This window comes from Brucella thiophenivorans, assembly GCF_002252445.1.
In the GTDB taxonomy this organism is placed as follows: domain Bacteria; phylum Pseudomonadota; class Alphaproteobacteria; order Rhizobiales; family Rhizobiaceae; genus Brucella; species Brucella thiophenivorans.
In genome coordinates this window covers 30,627-46,042 of sequence record NZ_NNRJ01000049.1, presented here as the reverse complement: position 1 = coordinate 46,042, position 15,416 = coordinate 30,627, and the positions used below count along the sequence as shown (strand labels likewise).

The window sequence follows — 15,416 nt, the reverse complement described above, 5'->3', positions numbered from 1 at the left end:
AAAATGAAGCGAAGGAGGGCCAATGCCAGCCTATATCTTCAAACGGCTCATCGCAGTCGTTCCCGTGCTTTTCGGGCTGTCTGTCATCGTCTTTCTGGTGATGGCCTCAATTCCCGGCGATACGGCGACCGCGCTTCTTGGCTCTTATGCCACGCCGGAAAATGTCGAACGTATCAATCGCGATCTCGGTCTCGACAAGCCGCTCATCCAGCAATATTTTATCTGGATCGGCAATCTGTTGCAGGGTGATTTCGGTCGCTCCTTCGTGCTCAATCGTCCTGTTCTCGATGAGGTGCTGGAACGCTTTCAGGCAACGCTTATTCTGGCGGGCGTTGCGCTCGTGCTCTGCTCTATCTTCGGGCTTTTGGCGGGCATCGTATCGGCGGTTCGTCAGTTCGGATGGGCTGATCGCACCATCACCTTCATCGTGCTGGCTGGTATTTCGATCCCGTCTTTCTGGCTTGGCCTTCTGCTCATTTATCTCTTCGCGGTGCATTGGCGCATTCTTCCGGCATCAGGCATGTATGCGGTCTATGGCGGCGGTGATCTTAAGGACCTGATCTGGCATCTGATCCTACCTGCTTCCACTCTTGCCGTGGTTGCAGCCGGTGTCATCGCACGATTAACGCGTGGCGCAATGCTCGAAGTTCTGCGGCAGGATTATATCCGCACCGCACGCGCCAAAGGGCTGAGTGAGCGTCGTGTGATTTACGGCCACGCCTTTCGCGCAGCGCTTGTCAGTGTCATTCCCGTTATCGGCATTCAGGCAGGTTTTGTGCTGGGCGGCGCAGTTTACATCGAAACCGTTTTTCAGTGGCCGGGCATCGGTGCCATGCTGGTGAAGGCTATTTCCACCCGCGACATCCTGCTTGTACAGGGCGGCGTGCTGATCGTGGCAGCCAGCTATGTGCTGTTTAATCTGCTCGCCGATGTTCTTCAAACCATGCTTGATCCGAGGGTACGCACATGAGCGCCCTTTCGGAAACCTGCACGTCTGCAACGCCTGCGCGCCTGTCGTCATGGCGTCTGCTGATGAGCAACCGCCTTGCAGCCTTTGGCTTTTTTCTGCTCGCACTGATCTGCGTGCTGATATTGATTGTGCCGATACTGCCATTGCCAAACCCGAATGTGACAGCACCTGCAAACAGGCTGCAACCGCTTTTCACTGCCGGTCATCTGCTGGGCACGGACCAGCTGGGGCGCGATATTCTAAGCCGCCTTCTCTGGGGCTCACGCGTCTCAGTTGCGGTCGGCTTTGCGGCCACATTGATTGCCGCGGTGATCGGTTCAGCCATCGGCATCGTCGCTGGCTATGCAGGCGGGCGCACAGACAACCTTATGATGCGCGGCATCGATATGCTGATGGCCTTTCCCTATATCCTGCTGGCATTAGCAATCGTCGCAGCGCTCGGACCGGGCTTGATGAATGCGCTTTATGCAATCGCCGTGGTCAATATCCCGTTCTTTGCGCGTAATGTGCGCGGCACAACGCTTGGCCTTGCCCATCGCGAATTTGTCGACGCCGCCCGACTTTCTGGCAAAGGGCACATTTCGATCCTGCTCACCGAAGTGCTGCCGAACGTATTGCCGGTGATTGTCATCACCATGTCGACCACTGCAGGCTGGATGATCCTTGAAACGGCGGGCTTAAGCTTTCTGGGCCTTGGTGCACAACCACCGCAAGCCGATCTCGGCTCTATGCTTGGTGAAGGCCGCGCGCAGATGTTCACCGCACCGCATGTTTCCATCGTGCCGGGCGTCATGATCTTTTTGATCGTCATCAGCCTCAATGTGCTGGGCGATGGCATCCGCGATGTGCTTGACCCGCGATTGCGCTCTGGGGCTCTGGCTAGACCTAGCTCAAGAACGGCAATCGCCAAAAACAGAACTGTGCCTAGAACCGAGATGCTTGACGCAGCATTGTCCATTGAGGAGCTCGAAACGGGCTTCGTCAGCAATGGCAGCTACACGCCTGCGGTCAACACTATTTCGCTGCATCTTAATCGTGGCGAATGTGTTGGCCTTATCGGAGAAAGCGGCTCCGGTAAAAGCGTGACCGCACTTTCCATCATGGGGTTGGTCGCTTCACCGCCCGGATTGATCCGCAATGGTGCGATCTATCTTGACGGCCAAGATGTACTCGACATGACGGAAACCGAACTGACCGCTATTCGCGGCAGCAAGGTTGCTTATGTGTTTCAAGACCCGCTGACAACGCTTCATCCGATGTATTCAATCGGCAAACAAGTGGAGGAAGCAATTGCAGCGCATAAATCGATCAGCAAATCCGAACGCCGGGCAGAAGCCATCGCTTTGTTGGAAAAGGTTGGTATTCCGGACGCAAAAGAACGTGCAGATCACTATCCTCACCAGCTTTCAGGTGGCCAACGTCAGCGTGTCGGCATTGCCATGGCTCTGGCAAATGATCCCGATATCATCATCGCCGATGAGCCGACCACTGCACTTGATGTGACGGTGCAGGCGCGCATTCTTGAGCTGTTACGCGATCTCCAACGCGAACGCGGCATGGCCCTTTTGTTCATCACCCATGATTTTGGCGTGGTGTCTGAAATCTGTGATCGCGTTGCCGTCATGAAAGACGGAGTGATCGTCGAAACAGGAGCAGCCCGAGAGGTGCTTGCCAATCCGCAACACAGCTATACCAAGCGGCTGATTGCCTGTGTACCCGAACTTGGCCACGGCAAGGACTTTTATGAACGTGTGGCAAAGCTGTTCAGCCAAAAACAGACGGAGGTCGCCCTATGAGCGAAGCTGCAATCAGCGTCCATAATCTGAGTAAGACCTTTGGTGGCGGACGCACACTTTTTGGCAGACAGCGCCACGCTGTTGAAGCGGTCAAATCTGTGTCGCTCAATCTTGCACGCGGAGAAACGCTGGCCATTGTTGGCGAAAGCGGCTCCGGCAAAAGCACTCTGGCGCGAATGCTCGTAGGTCTGACAGCGCCAAGTGAGGGCACGATGGAAATCGCCGGTCAGGATGCGAATACTCTTCAACGTTCCGGCCCCCGCGCCTTTGGCAAAGTCATTCAATATGTGTTTCAGGACCCTGTTGCTTCACTCAATCCGCGCAAGACCATTCGGGAAATATTAGAAACACCGCTAAAACTTCTTGGAGGGCTTGATCGCAGTCAGCGCCAAAAGCGTATGGAAGAACTTCTCGATGCGGTGCAGATGCCAAAGGATAGTTTGTTGCGCTATCCCCATGAGTTTTCCGGCGGACAAGCGCAGCGCATCGCCATTGCCCGCACCCTTGCAGCAAATGCCGAAATCATTGTGCTGGATGAACCGGTCAGCGCGCTTGATGTGTCTGTTCAGGCACAAGTGCTGCTACTTCTTGATGAGCTTAAACAGCAGTTTGGCCTGTCCTATCTTTTCATCAGTCATGATCTTGCGGTGGTGGAGGCCATCAGCGACCGCGTTGCTGTCATGTATTATGGTGAAATCGTCGAGGAAGCGACAGCAGAAGACCTTTTTGCCAACCCGCGACATGCCTATACACGTCAGCTTATAGATAGCGCGCCGCGTATGAAAAGAGAGTAGCACGGCATGGCACGCAAAAGCCGGGGTAAACCAGATATTGCATCGCCGACCAAAACGAAGCGACGACCTGAGGTTATTGCTGAGCGTATCAGGCAAGTCATTCAAACGGATCATCTGAAACCCGGCGACCGGCTGCCACAGGAAAAAGACCTGATTGACCAGTTCAAGGCGGCAAAAGGCACCGTGCGCGAAGCGATGAAGGCACTGGAAACCCAGGGCCTGCTTTACACACGTACCGGACCCGGTGGTGGTGTATTCGTAGCTGAACCATCAGCGCAACATGCAATGGAAATGCTCGGGCATTATTTCTTTTTCGACCAGCCTAGTCTTCAGGAAATATATTCCCTACGCAAGCTTCTTGAACCTGAAATCGCGGCATCGCTTGCAGGCGGATTAAGCCATGACGATCTGGGAAAACTTGAAAGCACGATGCGGTTTTATGATCGCCCGCCGACCAGTCTTGATAATCAGTTTCAACAACGCGTGGCAGAACTCGACTTCCACACGCAGCTTGCCCAACTCTGCCCGAACAGGCTGCTTGGATTTACATGCGGGCTTACACATAATTTGCTGCGCAACATGTCCGTTGCCCGCTTGATTTATGCAGATCCGACACCTGCTTCTCGCGAAGAAGGTCTGCTTTTTCAACATCGCCTTATCACATCTCTGATTGAGAATAGACCCGAAGATGCCCGAGAAATCGCGCTGGAACACATGATTTCAGCCGAAAAATACATGCTTTCCAAAGAAAGTAAGCTGAAAAAAGCTCACTCCGCATAAAAATCAGAAATTTCGGAACCATCCCGGCGCGCGTGCATTAGCCATACGCAGGCCGCCGCCAGAACTCACGCGACGGCCTTGCTCGTTGTGTATGATAATGGAGGTTTCAACCCTTTTTATGTGTGGAATTTGCGGAGAAGTCAGGTTCGACGGCGGTACGCCGTCGGTTTCGGCAATCTCGAAAATGGCAGACGTTCTCGCCCCTAGAGGGCCAGACGCTTCTGGCATTACAGTGCGTGGCAATGTTGGCTTTGGGCATCGGCGGTTGAGAATTCTCGACCTGTCGGAAAAATCCCAGCAGCCGATGATTGATGCCGATCTTGGCATCAGCGTTGTCTTCAACGGCTGCATTTATAATTTCCGCGAATTGCGCGCAGAGCTCGAAGCCAAGGGCTACCGCTTCTTTTCTGATGGCGACACCGAAGTCATCATAAAAGCATGGCACGCCTGGGGCGAGGAATGCGTTTCCCGCTTCTATGGCATGTTCGCCTTTGCCATCCATGAGCGCGACACCGGCAGGATTATCCTTGCTCGCGACCGCTTTGGCATCAAGCCGCTTTACCTTGCAGAAGTCAGTGGTGCATTGCGCTTCGCCTCCACGCTCCCCGCACTTGTCAAAGCGGGCGGTATCGACACGTCGATTGATCGCGCAGCACTGCATAATTACATGAGCTTTCATGCCGTGGTGCCACCACCGCGCACCATTTACAATGGCGTTCGAAAGCTGCCTGCGGCCACCATTCGCGTCTATCAGGCCAATGGTGAATTCCGCGACCGCATTTATTGGCAGCCGCCGCATAGCCGACTGGCTGGCGACAGCTCTATGAGTCGTGAAGACTGGCAGGAGCAGCTTCTTGATATGCTGCGGGTTGCCGTCAAGCGCCGTATGATTTCAGATGTTCCGGTTGGTGTTCTGCTTTCCGGTGGCGTGGATTCGAGCCTGATTGTCGGCCTGCTTGCCGAAGCAGGTCAAACCGGCCTTATGAGTTTCTCGGTCGGCTTTGAAGAGGCCAACGGCGAAAAGGGCGACGAGTTCGTCTATTCCGACCTGATTGCCAAGCATTTTGGCACCGAACATCATAAGATTTTCGTGCCAAGTTCTGATCTGATGGACGCGCTTCCCGGAACGATTGCCGCTATGTCGGAACCGATGGTATCTTATGACAATGTTGGCTTTTATCTTCTGTCGAAGGAAGTTTCCAAGCATATCAAGGTCGTGCAATCCGGTCAGGGTGCCGATGAGGTTTTTGCGGGCTATCACTGGTATCCGCCGTTGGTCGATTCCAACGATGTGGTCGGCGATTATGCGAAAGCATTTTGCGACCGCTCACATGAAACGCTGGCAACCCAGCTTGCACCGGAATGGATGCCCGATCGCGATTACAGCCGCGAATTGCTTGAAGAGCATTTGTTGCGCGATGGCGCTGAGACGCCCGTTGACGCAGCACTTCGCCTCGACAGCAACATCATGCTGGTCGATGATCCGGTCAAGCGCGTCGATAATATGACGATGGCATGGGGACTTGAAGCCCGCGTACCGTTCCTTGATCATGAACTGGTGGAACTTGCAGCACGCATGCCGCCAGAGGAAAAGCTTCGCGATGGCGGCAAGGGCATTCTGAAAGATGTCGCACGTAAGATCGTGCCAAGTGCAGTGATCGACCGCAAAAAGGGCTATTTTCCTGTGCCGCAGCTTAAATATATCGACGGTCCTTATCTGGATATGCTGCGTGATGCGTTGTCATCACATAAGGCGCGTGAACGCGGGCTTTTCCAACGCGATTATCTTGATCGCTTGTTTGCAAATCCTTCCGAACACATCACGCCTTTGCGTGGCTCTGAGCTATGGCAGGCGGGACTTCTGGAAATGTGGTTGCAGACCCAGGAGGCCTGAGATGACACAACAGAAAATGAGAGGGAAAAATGCCTTCTCACACAGGCTTAACCGGTTGCGCATCCCGGAAAGTGCAGGCTTCTATCAGGAACATTTACACGCAAACACGCCTGAAGAAGAACGCAACGCCAACCGCAACATCATACTCGATTGCGGTTGGGGACGGCTACTCTTTGCGCAGACGTTCGAAAGCAATGAAGCCATTATCGAAGCGTTGCGCTCAGAAGCACCGGCCAGTCGGGATATTCTGTTTTATGTGAGTGATCCGCACGTGTTGCTATCGCAAGCACAACAGGAAATCTTTCTCGATCCTTCGCACACCTATCGGCTTGAGCTTTCCAATTATCGCGCCGGTGGACGCCGAACGCGTGGCATCAGCATTCGCCGCGCTGTATCGGAAATAGATGCAGACGGCATCAACGCAGTCTATGCCGCTTGCGGCATGGTGCAGTTGCGTGCCGACTTCTTTTCCTGTGAGCGCGACAACCGCGCTGTCACCTATTTCGTCGCGCAGGACGATACGACGGGTGAAATTGTCGGTACTGTCACTGGCATCAACCATCAGCGCCTTTTCAATGACCCCGATCAGGGTGGCTCGCTCTGGTGTCTTGCGGTGCATCCGCAGGCACGTCAGCCGGGCATTGGCGAAAAGCTGGTGCGCAAGCTTGCCGAGCATTTTCAGGCACATGGACTCAATCATGTCGACCTGTCGGTGCTTTACGACAATGACAATGCGATCCGCCTCTATGAAAAGCTGAAATTCCGTCGCGTTCCGCTTTTTGCCATCAAACGCAAAAATGCAATCAATGAAAAGTTCTTCGCACAGCCGATCAGCTCAATGAGCGCGCTTAACCCATATGCGCGCATTATTGTTGATGAAGCTTTGCGCCGCGGCGTTCATGTGGACATAACCGATGCAGAAGGCGGTTTCTTCCGGCTTTCGCACGGCGGACGTTCGATCCATTGCCGCGAGAGCCTTTCGGAAATGACATCCGGTGTCGCAATGTCAATTTGTGACGACAAGGCGGTCACCCGCCGAACTGTTGCGAAGGTCGGTCTGAGCGTTCCTGAGCAGATCGCAGCCGACGCGGATGATGAAACGCTGGAAGCTTTTCTCGCCAAACATCAGAAGCTGGTTGTAAAGCCTGCACGCGGCGAACAGGGACGCGGGATTTCTGTAGGCATCACAACAATGAAAGACCTGCGCGCCGCCGTCAAACAGGCTCGCGAAGTCTGCAATCAGGTGCTGCTCGAAGCCTGCTTTGAGGGTGAGGATCTTCGGCTGGTGATTATCGACTATAAGCTGGTAGCCGCTGCCGTGCGTCGCCCGCCACGCGTGATCGGGGACGGCAAATCCACGATCAGACGCCTTATCGAAGTTCAGTCCCGCCGCCGTCTTGCCGCAACAGGCGGCGAAAGCCGTATTCCGATTGATGCCGAGACAAAACGCTGCCTTGAACAACAGGGCCTCACCCTTGATGATATGCTTGAAGACCAGCGCGAGATTACCGTGCGCAAGGCTGCCAATCTCCACACCGGCGGTACGATCCATGATGTGACGGCAACGGTTCATCCAGATTTGGTTGAGGCTGCATGCAAGGCGGCGAGCGCTATTGATATTCCGGTTGTTGGCATAGATTTCATGGTGAAATCGCCGGAGACGCCGAACTATGTATTCATTGAGGCAAATGAGCGTCCGGGCTTAGCCAATCACGAACCGCAGCCAACAGCTGCACGTTTTGTAGAATGTATGTTCCCACAATTAATGCATGCTCCCCACAACGGAAGCAAGCGTTTGGCCAAATAGGCTTAAGTACAGGCCTTTTATTAGAGCATAATCCGACCGGAGTGAAACGAGAATCGATAAGATTATGCTTAAAATAAAAGGATTTTGAGCGCAGATCTGATTCAGTCAGATCGAAACGCGCTCTAGTGATGCGGGTTGTTTTATGTCTTTCAACGAACACCCGCATCGGCTGCCTTATATTCCGCGCGTCGAGAGAAGCTGTTACAAATAGGCAGCTATTTTTCCACAAAAGCTTTGCTTTCACAAATTTCATAAGCAAATATTTGATCAATTGATTTTCCACCATAGTAAAATATCTATTTTTTTTATATAAATTAATTTATTAAAATAAAATATATACATCAATTTTGCATAATCAAAATAAATATACCTCTTAGTAAAAATATTGATATATTGATTTCATAATTTTTATGTATTTAGAGAGATATTTTATGAGCATCGGATCATATTCATCTAAAAATTTTACTCTTTCACGTAGAAATTTTATAAAGGCTGGCTGTGCAGCACCGTTTGCTGTCTGTGGCTGCACTACGCACAATGTCATGGCGCAAAGCCGCTTTTATGCTGAAGCTGTTACCACGTTGGAAGAATCTATTGTTCCAGGTGACTACCTCCAAAAGGGAAAGCCATATCGTAAGACCACTGTTGACGCTGGCTGGCCAATTATTGTGCGACAAGACTTGTCGGAAGCCTTTGACGACAGGGAGAAAACCAGAAAAGCCCTCGTTTCTTTTGTCCAGATCACCGACTTACACATTATTGATGCGTCCTCACCCGGACATGCGGCCTTTATGCGTCAGTATGGCGGGCCAAACGGGAACATTGATGGGGCACCGCTGGCGAATGCTTGGCGTCCGCAAGAAACCCTTACCGTGCATGTTCTGGATGCTATGATAAAGCGTTTGAACGCAATTTCGTTAGGACCGATTTCCGGAAGAATGTTTGATTTTGCAATATCCACTGGTGATAGCGCCGATACACGCGCCATGCATGAGCTGGAAACCGTATTGTCACTTCTAAACGGAGAATGGGCCACAATGTCGGCCAGCGGATCGGAGTATGTGGGCGTTCAGAGTAATAGCGGCCTGTCTGAAGAAAGCTACGATGCTTATTGGCATCCGGAACCGGCAGCAGGCGGGTATAAATCCGATCTGTGGAAGCGGGCATTCGGCTTTCCTGAAGTTGACGGGTTTTTAGCGGCTGTCAGTCATCCGATAAAAGCAGAAGGCTTCAAAATGCCTTGGTATTCAGGCTTTGGGAATCATGACCAGCTTGACTATGGAGTTTTCGGCGCAGGGAATATCTCGGATTTTATATCCGCGTTGGGTGTTTCAAACAGAGTGGTCACGGCTTTACCCAAAGGTATGCCCCCTGAAATGTTCATCGGTGCTGTCACTCAGGGTACAAATTCCCAGATAAATAAATTAGTATCCAGCCTACCATCCATGGATACGGTGCCATCACTCAATCGCCGACCTTTTTCAAAGCAAGAGTTTATACAAAAACATATCGACGCGGTAGGTCCCTACGGCCCTGCAGGCCATGGGTTTTCTACAGATAATCTAACCGACCAAACTGCCTACTACGCGTTCTCAATGGCGGATGGGGTTGTTGGTATAATGCTCGATTCAACCAATCCGAATGGCGGGCCCGACGGCTCGCTTGACACTCCACAGGCTGAATGGCTGGAACGACAATTAGCGGAACACTCATCGAAGTCATATGCGCCAGACGGGTCTTTGGTTAACTCAACAAACAAAGACGCAGTCATCGTGATATTTTCTCATCATAATTCAATCACTTTTGATAACCTCAAACGCGCGCCAGCAGGCCAGCCTGACAATAACCGTATCGGTGGGGCTGAGTTTACTGCGTTGCTTTCGCGGTTCCCGAACGTGGTTCTATGGGTGAATGGTCATACCCACTGCAATCGTATCTGGAGTCACTACGATCCCCGAAATAATCAGCATGGCTTTTGGGAGGTCAATACCGCAGCGCACATCGACTATCCACAGCAATCAAGAACGATCGAAATATTCGATAACCGGGATGGGACTTTATCAATCTTCGCAATAATTATAGATCACTCATCTCCGAGTTCAATCATACGCGATGGCCAACAGACTGCAGCATCTTTAGCGGCACTTAGCCTTGAACTCGCGATGAATGATCCTGCCCTTGATAGAGCCTTCCGACTGGGAGCCCCGGAAGACTTAAACGTAGAACTGCTTATTAAAAAGCCGTTTTAATAGGATAATTTTACGCCACAACCTATTGTTCCTTGGTAGTCTTAGAAGAGGCGGATTTTTGTAAAATTTTCTGAATAAACATAACAGCCAGACACCATCGCTGGGGGTAACGCGCACCCTGAAAAGTGCGCTTTAAAAAAATGGGTAGAGCGTGTTCCGATGAATGCCTGGCCATTTTAGAGCGCCCGATGCCACCTGAAATCTCATCTGTGTTTCCGAAAGAAGGTGGGGGCAATCAAGACGGTTTCGTGAAACAAGTTAAAAATCTGCTGTGACTTGAAGGCGCAAACCTCAGCATTTTTGTATCATTAGAGTTATTCGGTGTTTGCCTGATTTTTAAGATAGAAAATTCGATACCTGACTTACCTGTTCGAAATCAGCGCTGTTCCCGATCAATATCGCGCCTTAACACAATCGCAGTCGTGAGATCTTCCACGGTATCATGCACGGCTATAAGATCGCGAACACGATTGAGACCATCAATAGAACCAGTTTCCAATTCAACAATAAGATCAAGCTGACCACTAACAGATGATACGCGCCGCACTTCCGGATGACGCGCAAGTATGTCCAGCAATTCATGTGCGGGCGTGCGTCGTAAGTTGATCAGAAAGGTTGCGCGGATAACATTCGGATCAATTTCACCAATGTCAGCGCGGTAGCCTCTGATGACACCACTTTTCTCAAGATTCGTGACGCGTTCGCTCGTGGCACTCCGGGACAATCCAATACGCCCCGCTAGCGTTTTGAGTGCTATGCGTGCCTCTTTGGATAAAATTGCCAGTATTTCGCGATCTTTTGCGTCAAGTTCCCGCATTACTTACCTATTCACATTGCCGGACATATGCCGGTCTATTCCGACAAAGTGCCGGTTGTCCCGACAGGATACTTGATGCCCGAAAATACATTGCATGCCAAGCTGCAGTTAAGAAATGCAACCTGGAAAACTGTGACTATGACCGACCTTTCCCATCCTGCTCCTCAGTTCTCTGCTGTCGACGCCGAAAAACTCGCCAAGGAACTATTCGGTGTAACAGCCAGTGCTATCGCACTCGATAGCGAGCGCGATTGCAATTATCGGCTTAAAACTGAAACGGATGCCGGTTGGATTCTGAAAATCGTCAATGCCAGCGAACCCAAGGTCGAGAGTGAGTTTCAGACTGCATTGTTGCATCATCTCGCCAATGCGAACGCCAAGCTGACCGTACCGTTCCTCAAACCAAGTCTTTCGGGCGATATTCTCGCATCAACCGTTGCAATTGGGGGTGAAAAGCACGCTTTGCGGCTGGTTGGCTGGCTTGCTGGTACGCCACTCGCACAAGTACCCCGAACATTCAACCTTATGCGCAATCTCGGTCGCTCACTTGGCGAGCTTGATTATGCATTACAGGGCTTCATTCATCCAGGCGCCTTGCGGGAGCTTGATTGGGACTTAAGGCATGCGGGGCGTGCACGCACACGCTTGCATTTTGTGCGCGATGCCGGAAAAAAGGCGCTCCTTGAGCGTTTCATCACGCGATTTGAAAAATCAGTTGCTCCGAAACTGCCAACCCTGCGCGCTCAGGTCATTCACAACGATGCCAATGACTGGAATGTTTTGGTCGATAAAAATGATAACGAGAAAATTGCAGGATTAATTGATTTTGGCGATGCAGTTCACACTGTTCTGATTGCCGAAGTTGCCATCGCTTGCGCCTATGCAGCACTTGACATGGATGATCCCATCGGTGCAGCAGCCGCACTTACGGCAGGTTTTCACGAAAAACACCCGCTTAAGCCCGAAGAAATCGACCTTCTGTTCGATCTCATTGCGATGCGTCTGGTGACGAGCGTGACGTTTTCCGCGTCACGCCACGATAAGACCGATGACAATCCTTATCTGGCTATCAGCGAAGCACCGGCCTGGCGTCTGCTGGAAAAAATGGATGCAATGAACCCACGCTTTGCGACGGCTATTTTGCGTAAGGCATGTGGATTTGATGCCATAGACGGGGCTGGTGCCGTTCGAAAGTGGGTTGCCGAGAACAGCAAGTCATTTGCTCCGATGGTGCGGCCATCACCGGCAACAATGAACAAAGCAATCGTTCCCTATGGTGATGCAACTCATTTTATGACCGTTGCTTCTGCAGAGCAGCGCGCGACAGAAGCCACGCAATGGTGGGACGATTTCTGCTCAGACAACAATATTGAACTGGGTATTGGTGCATGGGGTGAAGAACGCACCGTCTACACTGACAAGGCTTTTGAATCGCTCTTTATCGAAGGTCAGCGCCGTATCCATCACCTCGGCGTCGATTTGTTTATGCCTGCCGGAACGCCGCTTTACGCGCCATTAGCAGCAACGGTTATGAGTGTGGAAATCGAACACGAACCGCTTGGTTATGGCGGCCTTATCAAGCTTGAACACCGTCCAGAAGGGTGCCCGCCTTTCGTCACCCTTTGGGGACATATGGCGCATGAAGCACTGGAGCGCCTTAAACCCGGTCAGCAACTTCAGGCTGGCGATCTTGTCGGCCATATGGGCGATATTCATGAAAATGGTGGGTGGACGCCACACCTGCATTTTGAGATGACCACTGATATTCATTTGACTGCGACCGAAATTCTCGGTGTCGGTGAGGCGGCATATCTTGATGTATGGGCGGATTTGTTCCCCGATGTGGCAGCACTTGCTGGCATACCGCCTGAAACATTCCGAAAAGATGGATACACCCGCGCGGAAATTATTGAAAAGCGCAAGGAAATTTTGCTGCCCAACCTGACAATTTCCTATTCGGAGCCGATCAAGTTTGTGCGTGGTGATGGTGCGTGGCTTATCGACAATAATGGTCGTGCTTATCTCGATTGCTTCAACAATGTCTGCCATATCGGCCACGCTCATCCTGAAGTTGTTGACGCGATTGCCCGACAGGCGGCTTTACTGAATACCAATACGCGCTATTTGCACGATAATATCGTGAATTATGCGGAACGACTGACGGCAACGTTGCCGGAAGGTCTGACCGTCGCGTCTTTTGCCTGCTCGGGAAGTGAGGCTAACAGCTTAGCTTTGCGCATGGCGCGTACGCATACGGGCCGCAATGAGGCAATTGTCCTTGACTGGGCTTATCACGGCACGACACAGGAGCTGATTGATCTCAGCCCTTACAAATATAAGCGCAAAGGCGGCAAGGGTCGGCCTGATCATGTTTATGAAGGTATCATTCCTGATAGCTATCATGCGCCGGAAGACTGGCCCATCGAAGAACATGCCAAGCGCTTTGCTCAGAATATTGCTGAACACATAGACAAAATGCGCGCTCAAGGTCGCACTCCGGCATATTTCCTCGCGGAGTCCATCCCCAGTGTCGCCGGACAGGTCTTTCTTCCAGAAGGCTATCTCAAGGAAGTTTATGCGATGGTGCGCGCTGCTGGTGGTGTCTGTATTGCTGACGAAGTGCAGGTTGGCTTCGGTCGTGTTGGCAGCCATTGGTGGGCATTTGAAATGCAGGATGTCGTTCCTGACATTGTGACAATGGGTAAACCGATTGGCAATGGACACCCGATGTCGGCAGTCGTGACGACGCGTGAAGTGGCGGATAGCTTTAACAATGGCATGGAATATTTCAATACGTTCGGGGGCAATCCGGTATCATGTGCAGCCGGACTTGCAGTTCTTGATGTAATTGAGCGAGACAAGTTGCGAGAAAATGCGCTGGATGTGGGTAATTATCTGCTTGCTGGCTTTCGAGATATGCAGAAGCGTTACGATATTATCGGCGATGTTCGCGGTAGCGGCCTGTTTCTGGGTATCGAACTTGTTACAGATCGCAAGACCAGGGCACCGGCAACTGCATTGGCAAGGCTGATCAATGATGGTGCAAGACAGCGAGGTATTCTGATGGGGACTGAAGGACCACATGACAATGTGCTGAAGATGCGCCCCTCGATGGTTTTCAGCCGGGCAAATGCGGATCATCTTCTCGATGTTCTCAGTGACAGCTTTGCAGCAGCATTGAAGTAATTACGCCATAAATAGCTCTGTTATCAGGCTGTGTTTTTGTCCGGATCGCCGGGCAAAAACACAGCCTTTACTTTTGGATAATTGAGTTAGCGGGACCCGCGGCAGCTCATACTCATGCAACCCTTAACTCTCCGACAATATGCCGGTTGATTCCGGCAATGTGTCGGGCTGGCAGACATATTGCTGGATGCTTGAATTCGAGCCCTGTGCGAAGCTCATCAATGAAGGTTGATGGCAAACCATAACCCTAGAATAACAAGAAAATTCCAGAGGAAACAAAAACATGAATTCTAAGATCAAGAGTCTCATTGCCGTTGCGGCTGTGGCGATTGCTGCCAGTTTTTCGACAGCGCCTGTGCAGGCTGACGAGCTGGAAAAGCTCAAAGAATCTGGCGAAATGCGTATTGCAATGAGCGGTCAGTATCCGCCATTCAGCTTCACCAACGAACAAAATGAAGTCGTTGGGTTCGATGTGGCGATTGGTTCAGCGATTGCCGATAAGGTTGGTGTTAAGCCCAAAATCGTAACGACACCTTTTGACGGTATTATCGCCGGCCTTCTGGCGAAAAAATATGATGCCGTTGTTGCCTCCATGACCATTACACCGGAACGCGAGAAGGCTGTCGATTTTGTTGGACCTTACTATCATGCGGGCCGCACAATCGTCGTCAAAGACAGTTCGCCCGTTCAGAAGCTTGAAGAGCTTAACGGCAAGACCGTTGGCGTAACAATGGGCGATTCCCATGAGAAGTGGGCCAAGGCACAAGGCGATCTGACCGTTCGCACCTATAAAGGCTTGCCTGAAATGCTGATCGACCTCGATGCCGGTCGTTTGGATGCGCTTGTTATGGACAGCATTCCGGTCATGATTGCCGTGAAGGAAACAGGCCAGAAAGTTCGTATTCTTGAAACGCCGAATATCGAAGGCGCACGTGAAGCCCTCGGCATTGCTATCCGCAAAAATAATCCTGAACTCAAAGCTGCAATGCAGAAGGCTCTCGACGAGATGCTTGCTGATGGCAGCTACGAAAAAATCTCAATGGAATGGATTGGCAGCGACATTCGCTGATTGATTTCCAAACCGGCCCAATTGGTCTGAACGGTTGATCTGGGCCGGTTCATA

At 51.5% G+C, this 15,416-nt stretch carries 10 protein-coding genes; 9 read left to right on the top strand and 1 reads right to left on the bottom strand.

Going from position 1 to position 15,416, the window contains the following annotated elements:
- Positions 1-22 precede the first annotated feature (22 nt).
- From CEV31_RS13595 to CEV31_RS13565, 7 genes are all read left to right on the top strand, one after another.
- Positions 23-970: an ABC transporter permease gene (locus CEV31_RS13595; RefSeq protein WP_094507604.1), complete on the top strand. Its 948-nt coding sequence runs from the start codon at positions 23-25 to the stop codon at positions 968-970.
- Positions 967-2,766, top strand: a complete 1,800-nt coding sequence (locus CEV31_RS13590; RefSeq protein WP_094507603.1) for a dipeptide/oligopeptide/nickel ABC transporter permease/ATP-binding protein — start codon at positions 967-969, stop codon at positions 2,764-2,766. The genes CEV31_RS13595 and CEV31_RS13590 overlap by 4 nt, the downstream gene beginning before the upstream one ends.
- A complete protein-coding gene (locus tag CEV31_RS13585) occupies positions 2,763-3,560 on the top strand; it encodes an ATP-binding cassette domain-containing protein (protein ID WP_094507602.1) in 798 nt (265 codons plus the stop codon). The genes CEV31_RS13590 and CEV31_RS13585 overlap by 4 nt, the downstream gene beginning before the upstream one ends.
- 6 nt (positions 3,561-3,566) lie before the next feature.
- Positions 3,567-4,340: a FadR/GntR family transcriptional regulator gene (locus tag CEV31_RS13580; RefSeq protein WP_094507601.1), complete on the top strand. Its 774-nt coding sequence runs from the start codon at positions 3,567-3,569 to the stop codon at positions 4,338-4,340.
- Between the two features lie 118 nt (positions 4,341-4,458).
- Positions 4,459-6,234, top strand: a complete 1,776-nt coding sequence (locus tag CEV31_RS13575) for an N-acetylglutaminylglutamine amidotransferase (protein ID WP_094507600.1) — start codon at positions 4,459-4,461, stop codon at positions 6,232-6,234.
- Position 6,235: 1 nt separating this feature from the next.
- Positions 6,236-8,041 (top strand): N-acetylglutaminylglutamine synthetase, encoded by a 1,806-nt coding sequence (gene ngg, locus CEV31_RS13570; RefSeq protein WP_094507599.1) that lies wholly within the window; start codon positions 6,236-6,238, stop codon positions 8,039-8,041.
- A gap of 431 nt (positions 8,042-8,472) precedes the next feature.
- The gene (locus CEV31_RS13565; RefSeq protein ID WP_169717358.1) at positions 8,473-10,290 is read left to right on the top strand and encodes a TIGR03767 family metallophosphoesterase; all 1,818 of its coding nucleotides are present in this window, start codon (positions 8,473-8,475) and stop codon (positions 10,288-10,290) included.
- Positions 10,291-10,666: 376 nt separating this feature from the next.
- Here CEV31_RS13565 and CEV31_RS13560 read toward each other — a convergent pair whose 3' ends face one another.
- Positions 10,667-11,107 carry an Lrp/AsnC family transcriptional regulator gene (locus tag CEV31_RS13560; RefSeq protein ID WP_094507597.1) on the bottom strand — a complete coding sequence of 147 codons (441 nt, stop codon included), beginning with the start codon at positions 11,105-11,107 and terminating at the stop codon, positions 10,667-10,669.
- Between the two features lie 138 nt (positions 11,108-11,245).
- Here CEV31_RS13560 and CEV31_RS13555 point away from each other — a divergent pair, with 138 nt between their 5' ends.
- On the top strand, positions 11,246-14,293 hold the full coding sequence (locus CEV31_RS13555) for an aminotransferase class III-fold pyridoxal phosphate-dependent enzyme (RefSeq protein ID WP_094507666.1): 3,048 nt from the start codon (positions 11,246-11,248) through the stop codon (positions 14,291-14,293).
- 283 nt (positions 14,294-14,576) lie between these two features.
- Entirely contained in the window at positions 14,577-15,362 is a 786-nt protein-coding gene (locus CEV31_RS13550) for an ABC transporter substrate-binding protein (RefSeq protein WP_094507596.1), read from the top strand.
- Positions 15,363-15,416: the final 54 nt, after the last annotated feature.